This is a genomic window from Pseudoselenomonas ruminantium, from assembly GCF_900104055.1.
Classification (GTDB): Bacteria; Bacillota; Negativicutes; order Selenomonadales; family Selenomonadaceae; genus Selenomonas_A; species Selenomonas_A ruminantium_C.
This window is the reverse complement of the sequence record NZ_FNJQ01000013.1, coordinates 15,046-29,573: the sequence shown is the minus strand read 5'-3', so window position 1 is coordinate 29,573 and position 14,528 is coordinate 15,046. Positions and strand designations below refer to the sequence as shown.

The 14,528-nt window shown below is 54.3% G+C and carries 14 protein-coding genes; 11 read left to right on the top strand and 3 right to left on the bottom strand.

The window, feature by feature from the left end:
- The first annotated feature begins 8 nt into the window (after positions 1-8).
- Both BLQ59_RS06995 and BLQ59_RS06990 read left to right on the top strand, forming a co-directional pair.
- On the top strand, positions 9-659 hold the full coding sequence (locus tag BLQ59_RS06995; protein ID WP_074572162.1) for an ATP-binding protein: 651 nt from the start codon (positions 9-11) through the stop codon (positions 657-659).
- Positions 660-703: 44 nt separating this feature from the next.
- Positions 704-1,906, top strand: a complete 1,203-nt coding sequence (locus BLQ59_RS06990; RefSeq protein WP_074572161.1) for a DUF6033 family protein — start codon at positions 704-706, stop codon at positions 1,904-1,906.
- 48 nt (positions 1,907-1,954) lie between these two features.
- Here the strand turns inward: BLQ59_RS06990 and BLQ59_RS06985 are convergent, their stop codons facing one another.
- Genes BLQ59_RS06985 through BLQ59_RS06975 form a run of 3 tightly spaced genes read right to left on the bottom strand, consistent with a single transcriptional unit; the run spans position 1,955 to position 3,491 of the window.
- Complete coding sequence (locus tag BLQ59_RS06985; RefSeq protein WP_074572160.1) at positions 1,955-2,152, bottom strand: hypothetical protein; 198 nt, start codon at positions 2,150-2,152, stop codon at positions 1,955-1,957.
- Positions 2,153-2,155: 3 nt separating this feature from the next.
- Positions 2,156-3,229: a [FeFe] hydrogenase H-cluster radical SAM maturase HydE gene (hydE, locus tag BLQ59_RS06980; protein ID WP_143005308.1), complete on the bottom strand. Its 1,074-nt coding sequence runs from the start codon at positions 3,227-3,229 to the stop codon at positions 2,156-2,158.
- A 1-nt stretch (position 3,230) separates the two neighbouring features.
- The gene (locus BLQ59_RS06975) at positions 3,231-3,491 is read right to left on the bottom strand and encodes a hypothetical protein (RefSeq protein ID WP_014425085.1); all 261 of its coding nucleotides are present in this window, start codon (positions 3,489-3,491) and stop codon (positions 3,231-3,233) included.
- A gap of 118 nt (positions 3,492-3,609) precedes the next feature.
- Between BLQ59_RS06975 and BLQ59_RS06970 the strand changes: the two genes are divergently transcribed.
- The 9 genes from BLQ59_RS06970 to BLQ59_RS06930 all read left to right on the top strand — a co-directional run bounded on the left by BLQ59_RS06970 (position 3,610) and on the right by BLQ59_RS06930 (position 14,485).
- Positions 3,610-7,008, top strand: coding sequence for a DNA polymerase III subunit alpha (locus tag BLQ59_RS06970; RefSeq protein WP_176756751.1), 3,399 nt, complete (start codon positions 3,610-3,612; stop codon positions 7,006-7,008).
- A gap of 33 nt (positions 7,009-7,041) precedes the next feature.
- Complete coding sequence (locus BLQ59_RS06965; protein ID WP_074572159.1) at positions 7,042-7,905, top strand: ROK family protein; 864 nt, start codon at positions 7,042-7,044, stop codon at positions 7,903-7,905.
- Positions 7,906-8,039: 134 nt separating this feature from the next.
- Complete coding sequence (locus BLQ59_RS06960) at positions 8,040-9,266, top strand: D-alanyl-D-alanine carboxypeptidase family protein (protein ID WP_256324630.1); 1,227 nt, start codon at positions 8,040-8,042, stop codon at positions 9,264-9,266.
- On the top strand, positions 9,266-9,994 hold the full coding sequence (locus BLQ59_RS06955) for a pseudouridine synthase (RefSeq protein WP_074572158.1): 729 nt from the start codon (positions 9,266-9,268) through the stop codon (positions 9,992-9,994). The genes BLQ59_RS06960 and BLQ59_RS06955 overlap by 1 nt, the downstream gene beginning before the upstream one ends.
- Positions 9,991-11,232 (top strand): BaiN/RdsA family NAD(P)/FAD-dependent oxidoreductase, encoded by a 1,242-nt coding sequence (locus BLQ59_RS06950; protein ID WP_074572157.1) that lies wholly within the window; start codon positions 9,991-9,993, stop codon positions 11,230-11,232. The genes BLQ59_RS06955 and BLQ59_RS06950 overlap by 4 nt, the downstream gene beginning before the upstream one ends.
- A gap of 27 nt (positions 11,233-11,259) precedes the next feature.
- Positions 11,260-12,558, top strand: a complete 1,299-nt coding sequence (aroA, locus tag BLQ59_RS06945) for a 3-phosphoshikimate 1-carboxyvinyltransferase (protein WP_074572156.1) — start codon at positions 11,260-11,262, stop codon at positions 12,556-12,558.
- Positions 12,558-13,214 carry a (d)CMP kinase gene (gene cmk / locus BLQ59_RS06940; RefSeq protein ID WP_074572155.1) on the top strand — a complete coding sequence of 219 codons (657 nt, stop codon included), beginning with the start codon at positions 12,558-12,560 and terminating at the stop codon, positions 13,212-13,214. Before aroA ends, cmk begins: the two co-directional genes overlap by 1 nt.
- Positions 13,215-13,224: 10 nt before the next feature.
- On the top strand, positions 13,225-13,824 hold the full coding sequence (locus BLQ59_RS06935; RefSeq protein ID WP_074572154.1) for a lysophospholipid acyltransferase family protein: 600 nt from the start codon (positions 13,225-13,227) through the stop codon (positions 13,822-13,824).
- Between the two features lie 19 nt (positions 13,825-13,843).
- Positions 13,844-14,485, top strand: a complete 642-nt coding sequence (locus tag BLQ59_RS06930) for an MBL fold metallo-hydrolase (protein WP_074572153.1) — start codon at positions 13,844-13,846, stop codon at positions 14,483-14,485.
- Positions 14,486-14,528: the final 43 nt, after the last annotated feature.

The following is a 14,528-nucleotide window of genomic DNA, read 5'->3' as shown; positions in this document are numbered from 1 at the left end:
GACAACCTGTGGCCGTCATTCACACCGCAAAATATGCCGTTCACTCCCAAGCCGTTGAAACTTCCGGTTTCTACGGCGATAGGCGGGGCTGGCGCCATGATTTACGAGGTCATATTGAAAATCTGACCGCCTATGTGCACAATCATCTGGCAGACGCCCAGCCGGAGATGGAACATTATCTGGAGCAGATGAAAAAGACCACGGAGCGGTTGGATTTTGCCGATAAAACCGGCCATCCCATCACGGATATCATCCTGCACCAGATTCGCAGCCAGGCCAAGCGGCAGGGCTGCGAATTTACTGCTAGCTTCCATTATCCCGCAGACGCTCCCTATGATATTTACGATATCAGCGTCATCCTCAACAACGGTCTCAAAAATGCCTTGGAGGCCTGCGGGAAGGTATCACCGCCCGCCAGCATGGAAGTGCGTTCCTATAGCAAGGGCAATCTGTTCTTTATCGAGATTGAAAATGATTTTTCCGGGGAGCTGAACTGGGATAAGGAAGGCGGACTTCCCTGCACTACTAAGGATGATAAACGCCATCATGGTATTGGACTTAGTAATATCGTTCGCTGTGCGGAGAAGTATCAGGGGAGCATGGAGATTGAAGTGACGCAAAAAGAAAACCGCCAGCGCCCTTCCTTGGGCGCTGAGTGACGATAACGCTTTATCTGTTCTTATTTACAAGGAGGTAGATTATTATGCCGGTGAAGGTTGGAGGCAGTTATGTGTCGGAGGCGGCTTATAGTTTTGCTAAGGCGCAGGTTACGGATAAGAGCGAAGATAGCAGCGGCGTGCTGAAAAGTTTGGCGGAGAAGTTTCCTAATTTGAAGTTCAGTGTGGGGACGGCGCCGTTTTCCGGGACGGGCACCAATAATGTGTCCATCTCGCCGAAAATCCTCAAACAGATGGAGAAGGACTCGGAAAAGCGACTGGAGTATGAGGCGTTTATCTATGATATTGCCCATACGGATGTGCAAAGTGGGCGGGCGCCAGAGCATAAATTGAAGTCCCATGGCTTTATCATTGAGGATGATGGCGGCCTGCGGAGTTGGGGGATTTCGCAATATGACGATGGCAATCGCAAAGAGCAGTCTCATGTGAAGCGCTCCAATAAGGGGAACTGGTGGCAGGAGTTGTTGCCGAAGCAGAATGTCAAAAAGAAGAAATCGGCGTCAAAAGCTTTGCAGGAAAAAATAGCCGCCGAGAAAAAAGAGATTTCATCAGCAAAGCAGGAGACTGCGGATAGGTCTGCCAGTTTGTTAGCTGCTCTGCGTGTTCAGGAATCCAAGGTTAATAACATTTCCACAAAAAACGTTGAAAAACTTCAAGGCAATCTTGCACTTGCTAAGGCTTATTTGCAGAATAACAAGGTGACAGGTAAAAGCCTGGCTTTTAAGGATACCAATGAGCTGGCCAATTATCTGCGGGAGAATTTTCAGGTGTACAGCGGCGGCATGACGAAGATTTCCGGCAAGTTCCTGCAGAAGTGTCTGACCGACGAGGAAAGCCGCAATAAACTTTTCGATACCCTGCGGGCGGCGGATGAGGCTTATGCCAGCCGTAAGGATGAAGTAGGTTTTCAGGGAATGCGGGTGATTATTGACGAGGATGGCGAAGTGACCATGGAATCCACCATGCGCACGGTGAGTATCAATGAGGAAAAACGCCGCCGGCAGATTGCGGCGGCAGCGACTCAAAATGATATGCAGGCGGTTCTGGCTATCCTGCAACAGGATTTGCAGGAACTGGAAGATGGTTATCGGCAAAATGCCTGTGATGCTGCCGAGGTGGAGAAGGCCAAGAAACTTATTGAGCAGGCCAAACAGCAAATGGGGCAGTTGCCAGATAGGAAGCCGACACCGGAAGAAGCCAATTCTATGACCGTGAATATGCTGATTTAGTGTGCGGTCTGGTTTGATTGGTCAATTTGACTGGTCAAATGTCAAAAGTCAAAGCAGCATGCTGTTGGCTGCATCACTGAGGGCAATGAGGACGATCAAAACTGTGGCGCCACCAATCAGGTATTCGGCGCAGCCTAAGAGATTCTTGTTCTGCCAGTGGTTTCTGACATTGCTCCAAACGACTTCAAGTGTGATGAACAGGGCGATGAAGCAGATGATGTTGACGATATAGCGTAAGATTTCCATAGATTACTGACTCCTTTTGGCAAAAGTGGGATGGTCGCCGCGGTTAGTGACGATTTGATAGCCGGTGGAAGCTACCCGCCGGGCCAGGCAGTTGACGCATTCGGCGGCTTCTTCGCCCATGCAGATCTTGTTGTCGTAAAGGGCGTATTTCCGGCGGACGGTGGTGGGAGAAAGGTTGGGCATCAGTACGTTGGCCCCCGCCCGCAGGCCTTTTTCCCGGCCTTGCGGATCGATGGTGCCCAAAGCAGTAGTGGCAGGCAGCAGGACCTGGGGAAGCAGCAGGCGGATAATGGCCAGAAGCTTCACGGTCATGGCTGCCGTTCCCGCAGGCTGATCTGCCAAGGGCGTATCATGTTGGGGGATAAAGGGGCCGATGCCCACCATTTCTGGCTGGAATTTCTGCAGGAAGCGTAAATCCTGCAGAAGCTGGGCACTGGCCTGTCCCGGTGAGCCCACCATCATGCCGCAGCCGACCTGATAGCCAATCTCCCGCAAAGCTTGCAGGCATTTCATGCGGTGCGTATAGGACATTTCTGCCGGATGCAGGCTTTCGTAATGGGCTTTATCGGCCGTTTCATGGCGCAGCAGGAAGCGCTCCGCCCCAGCCGCAAAGAGCTGTTCATAACTATCTTTTTCCCGCTCCCCGATGGACAGCGTTACAGCGCATTCGGGGAAGCGTTTTTTTATGGCCCGAATCAAATCCACCAGCCGTTCGTCCGTAAAGTAGGCATCCTCGCCGCCTTGCAGAACAAAGGTGCGAAAGCCCAGCTGCCAGCCTGTTTCGCAGCAATTAAGGATTTCCTCGGTGGTCAGCCGGTAGCGCTGGGCGTGGTCATTTTCCCGGCGGATGCCGCAGTAATAACAATTGTTGCGGCAGTAATTGGTGAACTCAATCAGGCCGCGGATGTAGACGTCCTGGCCGAAGTGTTTTTCCCTTACGGCTCGGGCACGCTGGCGGAGGTATTCCAGACCATCTTCATCATGGCAGGCAAGCAGTGTGGCAAATTCGGCATCGCTTAAATCCTGTTCCTGCTCCAGTTTGTTGATAAGCTTTTGGTAATCGTTTTGCATGCTCATGTCAGTAGATGTGATACTCCTTCCAAGGAATCTGGTCCAGCCGGATGGATTTTAGGAATTCCACGATATCCTTCCGTCCGTAGTAATGGGGCGTGCCGCTGTTATCCTGACTCATGAGGATGATGGGCATATTGGGGAAGAACTGGGCCAGTTCATGGCGTGTCTGCACCATGCGTGCGGTATACATGGTGACGGACTGCTTCACCGCGATGATGGCAAAGGTCACACCCTGTTCGATAATGACGGCTCCGTGTATGGTCATGGCGGGCACCTCCCGAAAACTATTCTTACTGATATTTTAGCAAAGAGCCTGCAAGGGGGCAAGGTTTTATGCTATACTAAAGGATAAACGTTTTTCAATTATTAGGAAGGAACTACTTATGGAAGCAGTCAATACGATAGATTTTGCCCATCTTCATGTGCATACGGAATTCAGCCTGCTCGATGGTGCGGCCCGCATCAAGGATCTGGTGGCCCGGGCCAAGGAATTGGGTATGAAGCAGCTGGCCATCACCGACCATGGCGTGATGTACGGCACTATTGATTTTTATAAGGAGTGCAAGAAGCAGGGCATCAAGCCGATTATCGGCTGTGAGGTCTATCTGGCGCCGGGTGACCGGCGAGAACGGCAGGATGTCAATGGCACGAAGTATTACCATCTGATCCTGCTGGCCGAGAATCAGACGGGCTATAAGAATCTCGTGAAGCTCGTATCGCTGGCCAATATCGAGGGCATGTACTATAAGCCCCGTGTGGACAAGGAGCTGCTGCGCCAGTATCACGAGGGCATTATCTGTCTGTCGGCCTGTATTGCCGGTGATGTGCCGCGGGCACTCATACAGAACAACAAGGACAAGGCTGACCGGCTGGTACAGGAATATATCGATATTTTCGGCAAGGACAATTACTTTTTGGAAATCCAGAATCACGGCCTGCCCGAGGAACGCGTAGCCAATGAAGGCCTGATTGAGCTGGCGGAAAAGTATGGGCTGGGCTTGGTGGCGACCAACGATAGCCATTATGTGCGGCGGGAGGACAGCGAGTTCCACGATATCCTGCTCTGCATTCAGATGAGCAAGACCGTGGATGATCCGGAGCGTATGCGATTCAACAGCGATGACTACTATCTGAAGTCCCCGGAAGAAATGGCCGCCTTGTTCCCGGACCATCCGGAGGCCCTCAGCAATACGGCCAGGATTGCGGAACGCTGTCAGGTGGATTTTGAGTTTGGCCATATCCAGCTGCCGTATTATCCGATACCTGAAGCCTACAAGGATGATGAGGCTTACTTGCGGGCGCTCTGCGAGCAGGCACTGCCGTCTCGTTATCCAGAAATCACGGACGAAGTAAGGAAGCGATTGGACTATGAGCTGGGCATTATCCATCGCATGGGATATGACAGCTACTTCCTGATCGTCTGGGATTTCATCAACCATTCCCGGGAGCAGGGCATTTCCGTCGGCCCCGGCCGTGGTTCGGCAGCCGGCAGTATTGTCGCCTATCTCTTGGGCATCACCAATCTCGATCCCCTGAAATATGACCTGCTCTTTGAGCGCTTCCTGAATCCGGAGCGCGTGACCATGCCGGATATCGATATCGACTTCTGCTATATCCGTCGCGAAGAGGTTATCGACTATGTAAAGGAACGCTACGGCTACGACCATGTGGCGCAGATCGTCACCTTCGGTACCATGGCGGCCAAGGGCGCTGTGCGCGATGTGGGCCGGGCCTTGGGGATGACGTATGCCCAGGTTGATGCCATAGCCAAGCTGATTCCCAATGAGCTCAAGATGACTTTGGACAAGGCCTTGAAGGCCTCCACGGAATTCCGCAATATGTACGAATCCTCCGAGGAAGCCCATCGCCTGATCGATTTTGCCCGCAAGGTGGAAGGCCTGCCCCGTCATTCCTCCACCCATGCCGCCGGCGTGGTTATCGCTAAGCACCCGTTGACGGATTACCTGCCGGTTTCCGTATCTGAGGGCACTTTGGTTACGGAATTTGACAAGGATCATGTGGAAGAACTTGGCCTGCTCAAAATGGACTTTTTGGGCCTGCGGACGCTGACGGTTATCAGCGATACGCTGGACAATATCCAGCGCACTCGCGGGGAAACGGTGGATATCAATGCGATTCCGCTGGAAGATGAACTGACTTCCAAAATGCTCTGCGAAGGTCGCACGGGGGCCGTGTTCCAGATGGAATCGGCCGGCATGACCAACCTCGTGAAAAATCTGGCGCCACGCAATTTTGCCGATTTGATTCCGACTGTGGCACTTTATCGTCCGGGGCCGCTGGGCAGCGGCATGGTGGATGATTTCATCGATGGCCGCCATGGGCGCAAGGAAGTCACCTATATGCATCCGCTATTGGAGCCCATCCTCAAGGAAACCTTTGGCGTGGTGCTCTACCAGGAGCAGGTCATGCAGATTGTGCAGGTATTGGCAGGGTTCTCCCTTGGACAGGCCGACCTCCTGCGCCGTGCCATGGGCAAGAAGAAGCATGAGATCCTGATGGCCCAGAAGGAAAACTTCCTCAAGGGATGCGCAGGCAACCATATCGATGCAGAACTGGCCAATACCATCTTTGACTTGCTGACGCACTTTGCCGATTATGGCTTCAACAAATCCCATAGTGCGGCTTATGCTTTGGTCGCCTGGCAGACGGCTTATCTCAAGGCTCATTATCCGGCAGAATTCATGGCAGCCATGCTTACGAGTGTCATGGATAACAGCGCGAAGGTGCCGGTCTATATTGAGCTGGCGCACCGCATGGGGCTCAAGATCCTGCCGCCGGATATCAACGCCAGCGATATCATGTTCGGCGTGGACAAGGGCGATATCCGCTTTGGTCTTGCGGCCGTGCGCAATGTGGGTGAGAATGCCATCAAGCTTATTACGGCGGCCCGGGAAAAGGAGGGGCCGTTTGAATCCCTGCTGGATTTCTGTACGCGGCTGGATATGACCGCGGTCAACAAGCGTGTGCTCGAAAGCCTAATCAAATGTGGAGCCTTTGATTCCTTGGGGGCCAAGCGCAGCCAGCTGCTGGCTGTGCTCGAAAAGGTGGTCGGCGAGGCCCAGCGGCGGCAGAAGGATTTTGCTCATGGACAGTTGGGGCTCTTTGGTGATGTCATGGAAGACACGGCCATGGATATGAAGCTGCCGGATATGGAAGAAGCGCCTGTGCTTACCCGGTTGGGCTGGGAGAAGGAAAACACCGGTTTTTATATCACGGGCCATCCTTTGGACCAGTATCAGGATAAGATCGGGCATCTGCCCCGGCTGGAAACCCTGCAGGAAAGCGGCGTCAAGGACAAGCAGACACTGCGGGTGGCTGGGCTGGTCAGCGAATGCAAGCGCATTACCACGAAAAAAGGCGAAACTATGTGTTTCGTGACCTTGGAAGATTACACAGAGCAGATGGAAATCACTGTTTTCCCCCGGCTGTTCTATCAGTGCATGAACGCACTCGTGCCCGATACGCCGGTGGTCATCCAGGGCAAGGCTGATCTGAAGGATGATACGGTCAAAATCCTGGCCGATAAGGTCTGGTCCATGGCAGAGTATAATCCCGAATACTATCTTATGCCTAAAGCCGGCGATGAAAAGGCTGTTGCGGCAATCAAAGAGATCATGGCCGCGCATCATGGGGAAAATGCGGTCTATCTTTATCAGGGACGCTGGCAGAAGCTCGGAGAAGGCTTCTGGCTGGATAATAAGGAAGAAACCCTGGCTGAATTGGAGAAGATATTAGGGAAAAACGGCGTAAAAAAACGGTGAAGCAGGGGCGTATGTTTTAGGGGAGGTTTAGATATGCAGTATGCTTGCATAGATATTGGTGGCACAGCCATCAAATACGCAATGATGACAGAAGCCGGTCAAATCTTGACACAGGGAAAGGTCCTGACAAAGGTTGAAACCGATGGCAGCGGGGATATCCCCCGGAAAATAGCAGCTATCGTCCGTGAACTGCAAGAAGAATGCGGTCAGGCGGCCGGTGTGGCCGTTTGTTCGCCGGGGCTTATCGATGCGGAAAAGGGCGAAGTCATTTTCGCAGGGCCAAATTTTCCCGGCTACAGCGGCATGAAACTGCGGGAAGAGATTGAAGCCCTGACCAATTTGCCCTGTACCGTGGAAAATGATGTGAATGCTGCCGGGCTCGGGGAAAGCTGGCTCGGCGCTGGCAAAGGGGCCAAAAGTACCTTCTGCGTATTTGTGGGGACGGGCATTGGCGGCGCACTGGTGCTGGATGGGCACTTGGTCCATGGCGCAGCTGCGGCGGCCGGCGAAATCGGCTTCCTGCCCCTGGCGGGAGGCTCGCTGGAGCAGCTGGCCAGTATGCCGGCTCTGCTGCGGGAAGTGGGGGCAGTCACAGGTGAAGAAGTCTTCCAGCGTGCCGCTGCCGGCGAGGCTAAAGCGCAGGCAGCTTTGGAAGAAATGACCAAGCGGATTGCCAATGGCCTTGCCAGTATCTGTTGTATCGTAAATCCGGAGGTATTGATTATGGGCGGAGCCGTGATGGCCCAGCGGGATTTCTTTGCGCCGCGACTGAAGCAGCATCTGGCCGCAATCCTGCCTCCGGCCCTGCTGAAGAATACGCGCATTGTCTTTGCCGAACTGGGAACGGCCGCAGGTTTTACCGGCGCGTTGCGGTATTTCCTGCAAAATAATCCGTAAAAATAATACTGCCTGCTCCTGAAGGGGCGGGCAGCTTTATTTTTTACCGGCCTTTTTTCCCTTCAGCCTTGCCCTATACGGGATAACAGTGATAAAATAGTAACGTTATTATGTAAGTAAATGGAGTGTATGTTTTGAGACGAGCGATCGCCTATAAGAGTCTGGCCGCGTTGATGATTGGTGCCGCCAGTTTTTCATTGTTGAATTTGCCGCAGGGGACACCGGCTTCTGCCGAAGTGCAGGATAAGGTCTATGTACAGCCGGAGCGGCCGGAGATTCCGGGGCTCGTGGTAAGCACTGCTGATCCACTGCAGAAGCTTACGGCCCGTTCGGCCATCGTGATGGATGCGGTGACAGGTACGGTACTCTACGAGCGGGATATCGATGCCCGCCGTTATCCGGCCAGTACCACGAAGATGATGACCTTGATCGTGGCGCTCGAGCATGGCAATCTAAACGATATCGTGACGGTCAGCAAGAATGCCGAAGGAGTGGAGGGCTCCACCCTCTGGCTGGTGCAGGGGGATAAGATTCCCTTGGGAGAACTGCTCGCCGGCATGATGATGCATTCCGGCAACGATGCCACGGTGGCCGTAGCCGAGCATATCGCAGGCTCTGTGCCGGCCTTTGTGCAGATGCTGAATGAAAAGGCCGGCGAAATCGGGGCCTACAATACGCATTTTGTGAATCCCAACGGCCTGCCGGACGACAATCACTATACGACGGCCTTTGATTTGGCAAAGATTGCAGCCTATGGCTACAGCATCCCGCATTTTGAGGAAATCGTCAGCAGGCAGGAAGCCACCTATGAATGGGTGAAAGATCCGTCCAAGCAGCTGCGCAATGAAAATCAGATGCTCTGGCTCTATCGTGGTGGCAATGGTGTAAAAACCGGCTATACGGAGGCCGCAGGCCGCTGCCTGGTTTCCGCTGCTCGCCGCGATGGCATGCAGCTGGTGGCCGTGGTGCTGGACAGCTATTATATGTGGAATGACTCCATCGCCCTGCTGGACTATGGCTTCCAGAACGCCCGCCCCAAGAACTTGGTGAAAAAGGGCGAAGTGGTGACCAAGGTGGACGTAGCCGATGGCCGCCAGGATGAACTCGAACTTGTGGCTTCAGAGTCCTTAGTGGCCGCGGAAAAAGTGGGCGAAAACGGCAAGGTCGAGAAGAAAATCGAAGTCCCTGATGAAGTGGCTGCGCCCATCAAAAAAGGCGATGTTGTCGGCAAGGTGGTATGCTACTATGATGGCAAGCGTCAGGGCGCCATCAATCTGCTGGCCGCCAATGACGTGGAATACTACTCCTTCTGGGACAATGTATGGAACTGGCTGCGTGATTTCTGGAAAGGACTGTTCTGATGGCAGAACGCTTGCAAAAAATTATTGCGAAGGCTGGAATTGCTTCCCGGCGGGCGGCAGAAGGCCTGATACTGGCTGGAAGGGTTACTGTTGATGGTCAGGTTGTCACGGAACTGGGCGGCAAGTATGAGAGCAGCCAGCGCATCTGCGTGGATGGCAAGCCCCTGGACTTGGCGGAAGAAAAGGTCTACTTCCTGCTCAATAAGCCCAAAGGGTATCTGTCCACCGCTAAGGATGAGCGCGGGCGGCGCACGGTGCTGGACCTGCTGCCGGAGGTCAAAGAACGGGTTTATCCCTTAGGAAGGCTCGACAACAACACCGAAGGGCTGCTGCTGATTTCCAATGACGGCAATCTGATGAACGGCCTGTTGCATCCCCGATACAAGGTCAATAAGACCTATATTGCCCGCGTGACGCCCATTCCCACGGAAAAGGCCTTGGATAAACTGCGTCAGGGCATTAAGCTCGAAGACGGCCTGACGGCGCCGGCGGTGGTAAACTTGCTGGATACGGCTGAAGACGAAGCCAAGGTGGAAATCACCATCCACGAGGGCCGCAACCGGCAGGTGCGCCGGATGTTTGCCGCCATTGGCTCTGATGTGCGGGCCTTGAAGCGGGTGAAATTTGCAGAGCTGACCTTGGCAGGTGTCAAGCGTGGCCATTATCGTCCTTTGACCTCTGAAGAAGTTGCAGAACTCTATCGTATAGCAGGAATAGAACAATCATGAAAAAAATCATTGTAATCGGTGCCGGTCCCGCAGGCATGATGGCGGCCATCAAGGCGGCGGAGAACGGGGCCGATGTGACCATATTGGAAAAGATGAAGCGTCCCGGCAAGAAGATGCTGATTACGGGCAAGGGGCGCTGCAATATCACCAACGCCGCCACCGTGCCGGAAATCATCAAGAACATCCACGGCAACGGAAAATTCCTCAATAGCTCCATGCGAGCCTATGACAACGAGGATGTCATTTACTTCTTTGAGTCCGCCGGCGTGCCCACCAAAGTGGAGCGGGGCCAGCGGGTGTTCCCGGTCAGTGACAAGGCCCAGGATGTGGTGGATGCCATGGTGCATAAACTCCATGAGCTGGGTGTCAAGATCGAAATCGACAGCCCTGTCAGCGAAATCCTCGCCCAGGATGGGGAAGTCAAGGCCGTGAAGCTGCAAAGCGGTGCCAGCGTAAAAGCCGATGCGGTAATCCTCTGTACCGGCGGTGCCTCCTATCCTGGCACCGGCTCGACAGGTGATGGCTATAAGATGGCCCAGAAGCTCGGGCATACGCTGGTGGATATCCGCCCGTCCCTGGTGCCTTTGGAAACCGAGGAGGACTGGGTAAAATCCGTACAGGGCCTGTCCCTGCGCAATGTCAAGGCCACACTGTTGGTGGATGGCGAGAAAAAGACGGATATGTTCGGGGAAATGATGTTCACGCATTTCGGTGTCACGGGCCCCATTATCCTGTCCCTGAGCCGTGCGGCTACCGAAGCCCTGGCCAATGATGCCTTTGTGGAACTGGAGCTCAACTTAAAGCCAGCTCTGGCCGAAGATGTGCTCGACGCCCGTTTGCAAAGGGATTTTGCCAAGTATCAGCGCAAGCAACTGGGCAATGCCATGGTGGACTTGCTGCCTCATAAGCTCATTGAGCCGGTGTTGGATGCGGCCTTCCTGGAAATGGATAAGCCCGTCCATCAGATCACGGTGGAAGAACGCCACCGCTTGGGGCAGGTTTTACAGCATTTGCCTTTGACCATCACCAAAGCAAGGCCCATAGCCGAAGCCATCGTGACGGCGGGAGGTATTTCCGTCAAGGAAATCAATCCCAAGACCATGGAGTCAAAACTCGTCAAAGGCTTGTACTTTGCCGGCGAAGTGGTGGATGTGGACGCCTATACCGGCGGCTACAATCTGCAGGCAGCGTTCTCGATGGGCGCCGCCGCCGGCAACTGGAGTGTGTGGAACGATTAAATCTATATAAATAAAGGGGTTGTCTGAATGGAAAAAATCCAGATTGAAAAAGCCCGTCAGGGCCTGCAAGGCGAAATCGTAATACCCGGTGACAAGTCAATTTCCCACCGCAGTGTCATGTTCTCTGCGCTGGGCGATACGCCGGTGCGCATCAAGAACTTTTTGCACGCTCAGGACTGCATGTCCACCGCAGCCTGCATGGAAGCGCTCGGTGCCAAAGTCGAATTTATCAGCGACACGGAGCTCATCGTCACGGGTAACGGCCTGCATGGCCTTAAGGAACCGGCAACCATTCTGGATGCGGGCAACTCCGGTACCACCCTGCGCCTCCTGATGGGTATTCTGGCCGCCCAGCCATTCCTGTCCACTTTCACGGGAGATGCTTCCCTGCACAAGCGCCCCATGGGCCGGGTTATCAAGCCCTTGTCTAAAATGGGCGCGCAGATTTACGGCCGGGAAAACAACGCGAAACTGCCCATCACCGTAGTACCTGCTAAAGAGCAGCTTCATGGCACGCACTACGACAGCCCCGTGGCCAGCGCCCAGGTGAAATCTGCCATCCTGCTGGCCGGCATGTTTGCCGATGGGGAAACTACGGTTAACGAACCCTTCGTATCCCGCGACCATACGGAACAGATGCTCTCCGCCTTCGGCGTAGAGCTCAAGCGCGAGGGCACGGCCGTAACCATCCAGCCCGTGGAAAAGTTCACGGCACCCCAGGAAATCGAAGTGCCCGGCGATATCAGCTCTGCCGCTTACTGGCTCGTAGCAGGCAGCATCGTGCCCGGCAGCAAACTGCTGCTCAAGAATGTGGGCATCAACCCCACCCGCACGGGTATCCTCGATGTGCTCAAGGATATGGGTGCTAAGATTACCCTGCAGAACGAACGCACAAGCGGTGGGGAAGCCGCAGCGGATATGCTGGTGGAATACAGCGAACTTAAGGGCGTGAACTTTGGCGCTGAAATCATGCCCCGCCTGATTGACGAAATCCCCGTGATTGCCGTAGCGGCTCTTTGCGCTAAGGGCGATACCGTGATTACCGGCGCCGGGGAACTGCGCGTCAAGGAAACCGACCGCCTGATGGCCATTGCCAAAGAGTTCAACAAGCTGGCTCCCGGCGCGGTGGAAGAACGTGAGGACGGGCTGGTTATCCATGGCGGTGCCAAACTGCAGCCGGCCACGGCCTTTTCTTATGACGACCATCGCATTGCCATGTCTTTGGCCATCCTGGGCACCGTGGGCGCTGGCGTGGAGATTGAAAATCCCCAGTGCGTCAATATCTCGTACCCTGAATTTTATCAGACTTTGGAGGAAATACAGTAATGAAGAACTTAGTAGTAGCAATCGACGGCCCTGCCGGAGCAGGCAAGAGCACGGTGGCACAACTGGCCGCCAGGAAGCTGGGCTATACCTATATCGACACGGGCGCTATGTACCGCGCCGTAGCTTGGAAAACCCTGCAGCAGAAGAAGGAAGTCACCGACGAACTGATTCTCGAGGTGGTCAAGGATATTGATGTGAACCTTCAGTACAAGGACGGCAAGACCACGGTAACCGTGGACGGCACCGATGTAACCGGCGAAATCCGCACCCCGGAAGTCAGCGCCATCGTATCCCAGGTGGCCGCCCTCGGTCCTGTCCGTGAAAAGATGGTTGACCTCCAGCGTAAGATGGGTGAGCGGGGCAGCGTGCTTATGGACGGCCGCGATATCGCTACCAACGTCCTGCCCAATGCGGACGTTAAGATTTTCCTGACTGCTTCCATTGAAGAACGTGCCCGCCGCCGCCACAAGGAGCTGACGGAAAAAGGTTACACCATCGACATGGAACAGATGAAGGCCGATATCGCTGCCCGCGACAAGGCTGACAGCGAACGGGAAATCAGCCCACTGGTGCAGGCCGAGGACGCAACCCTGCTCGATACCACGGGCCTTTCCATTGACGAAGTGGTTGAGCGCATCCTCGCCATGTGCAAATGAGGTGCGTTCCATGTTATATAGTCTATTGCAATTGATATTTGGTCTGTTTTTCAAATTATTCTTTCGCGCCGAAATCTATGGCCGGGAGAATATGCCTAAGGACGGCGCAGTAATCCTGGCCGCCAACCATATGAGCAACTGGGACCCGCCTTTGGTGGCTACGTTCCTGCACCGGCCGGTCAGCTATATGGCCAAGATTGAACTCTTCAAGAACCCCATCTTCGGTCGGGCCATCACCGCCTGCCATGCCTTCCCGGTGAAGCGCGGAGCCGCTGACCGTGGCGCCATCAAAGCTGCCATGCAGGTCTTGAAAGAGGGCAGATGTTTAGGCCTGTTTCCCGAAGGCACTCGCAGCCGCACGGGCAAATTGGGCAAAGCCGAAGCCGGTGTCGGCCTGATCGCCGCCATGAGCAAGGCGCCAATCGTGCCGGCCGCCATCATTGGCACCGATAAGATCTTTGCCAACGGCGGACACTTTCCGAAGCTCAAGGTCATCTACGGTGAGCCCATGAGATTTGAAGGCGACCATAAGGACAAGGAAGCACTGGCTGCTTTCTCCCAGAGCATCATGGATAAGATCGCCGCCATGAAAGCCGAATACCAGGACTGACGAATATGAGGTGAGAAACATGATTTTGCAGGTTACGGTCACGGAATATCTGCCCACAAATGTCTACTTCTACGTGGATGAGGAAAGCAAGCATGGCTTCATCATCGATCCGGGTGCCGAAGCCGCTAAGCTCAAGAAAATTGCGGAGGAACGCGGCTTTGTCATCGAAAAGATCCTGCTGACGCATGGCCATTTCGACCATATCGCTGCTGTAAATGAATTGCAGGCAGCCTGGGGCGCAGAGGTCTATATGCAGGAAAACGGCAAGATCTATGCCGAAAATCCTGCCTGGAATCTCTCTAATCAGCTTGGGGCAGGCATTACCCTGCATGATGTGAATTACCTGTCGGATGATGCCGTAATCACCTTGAAGGACAAGCCTGATTTCCAGCTGCAGCTCCGCCATGTCCCCGGTCATACCAGCGACGGCTGCATCTATTACAGTGAGCAGGACGGTATTGCCTTCGTCGGCGATTGCGTCTTCCGCGAAAGCTACGGCCGCACGGACCTGCCCGGCGGCGATGAGGAAACCCTGCTGAGCAAGATCACAGAGCGCATCCTGACACTGCCCGAGGAAACGATACTTTTGAGTGCCCATTCCGAGGAAACTACCGTGGAACATGAAAGAAACATGCCCTGGTACGCAGGGCGTCTGAAATAATTAATGCCATCTGACTGTCAAAATGACCGGTCGGATGGCATTT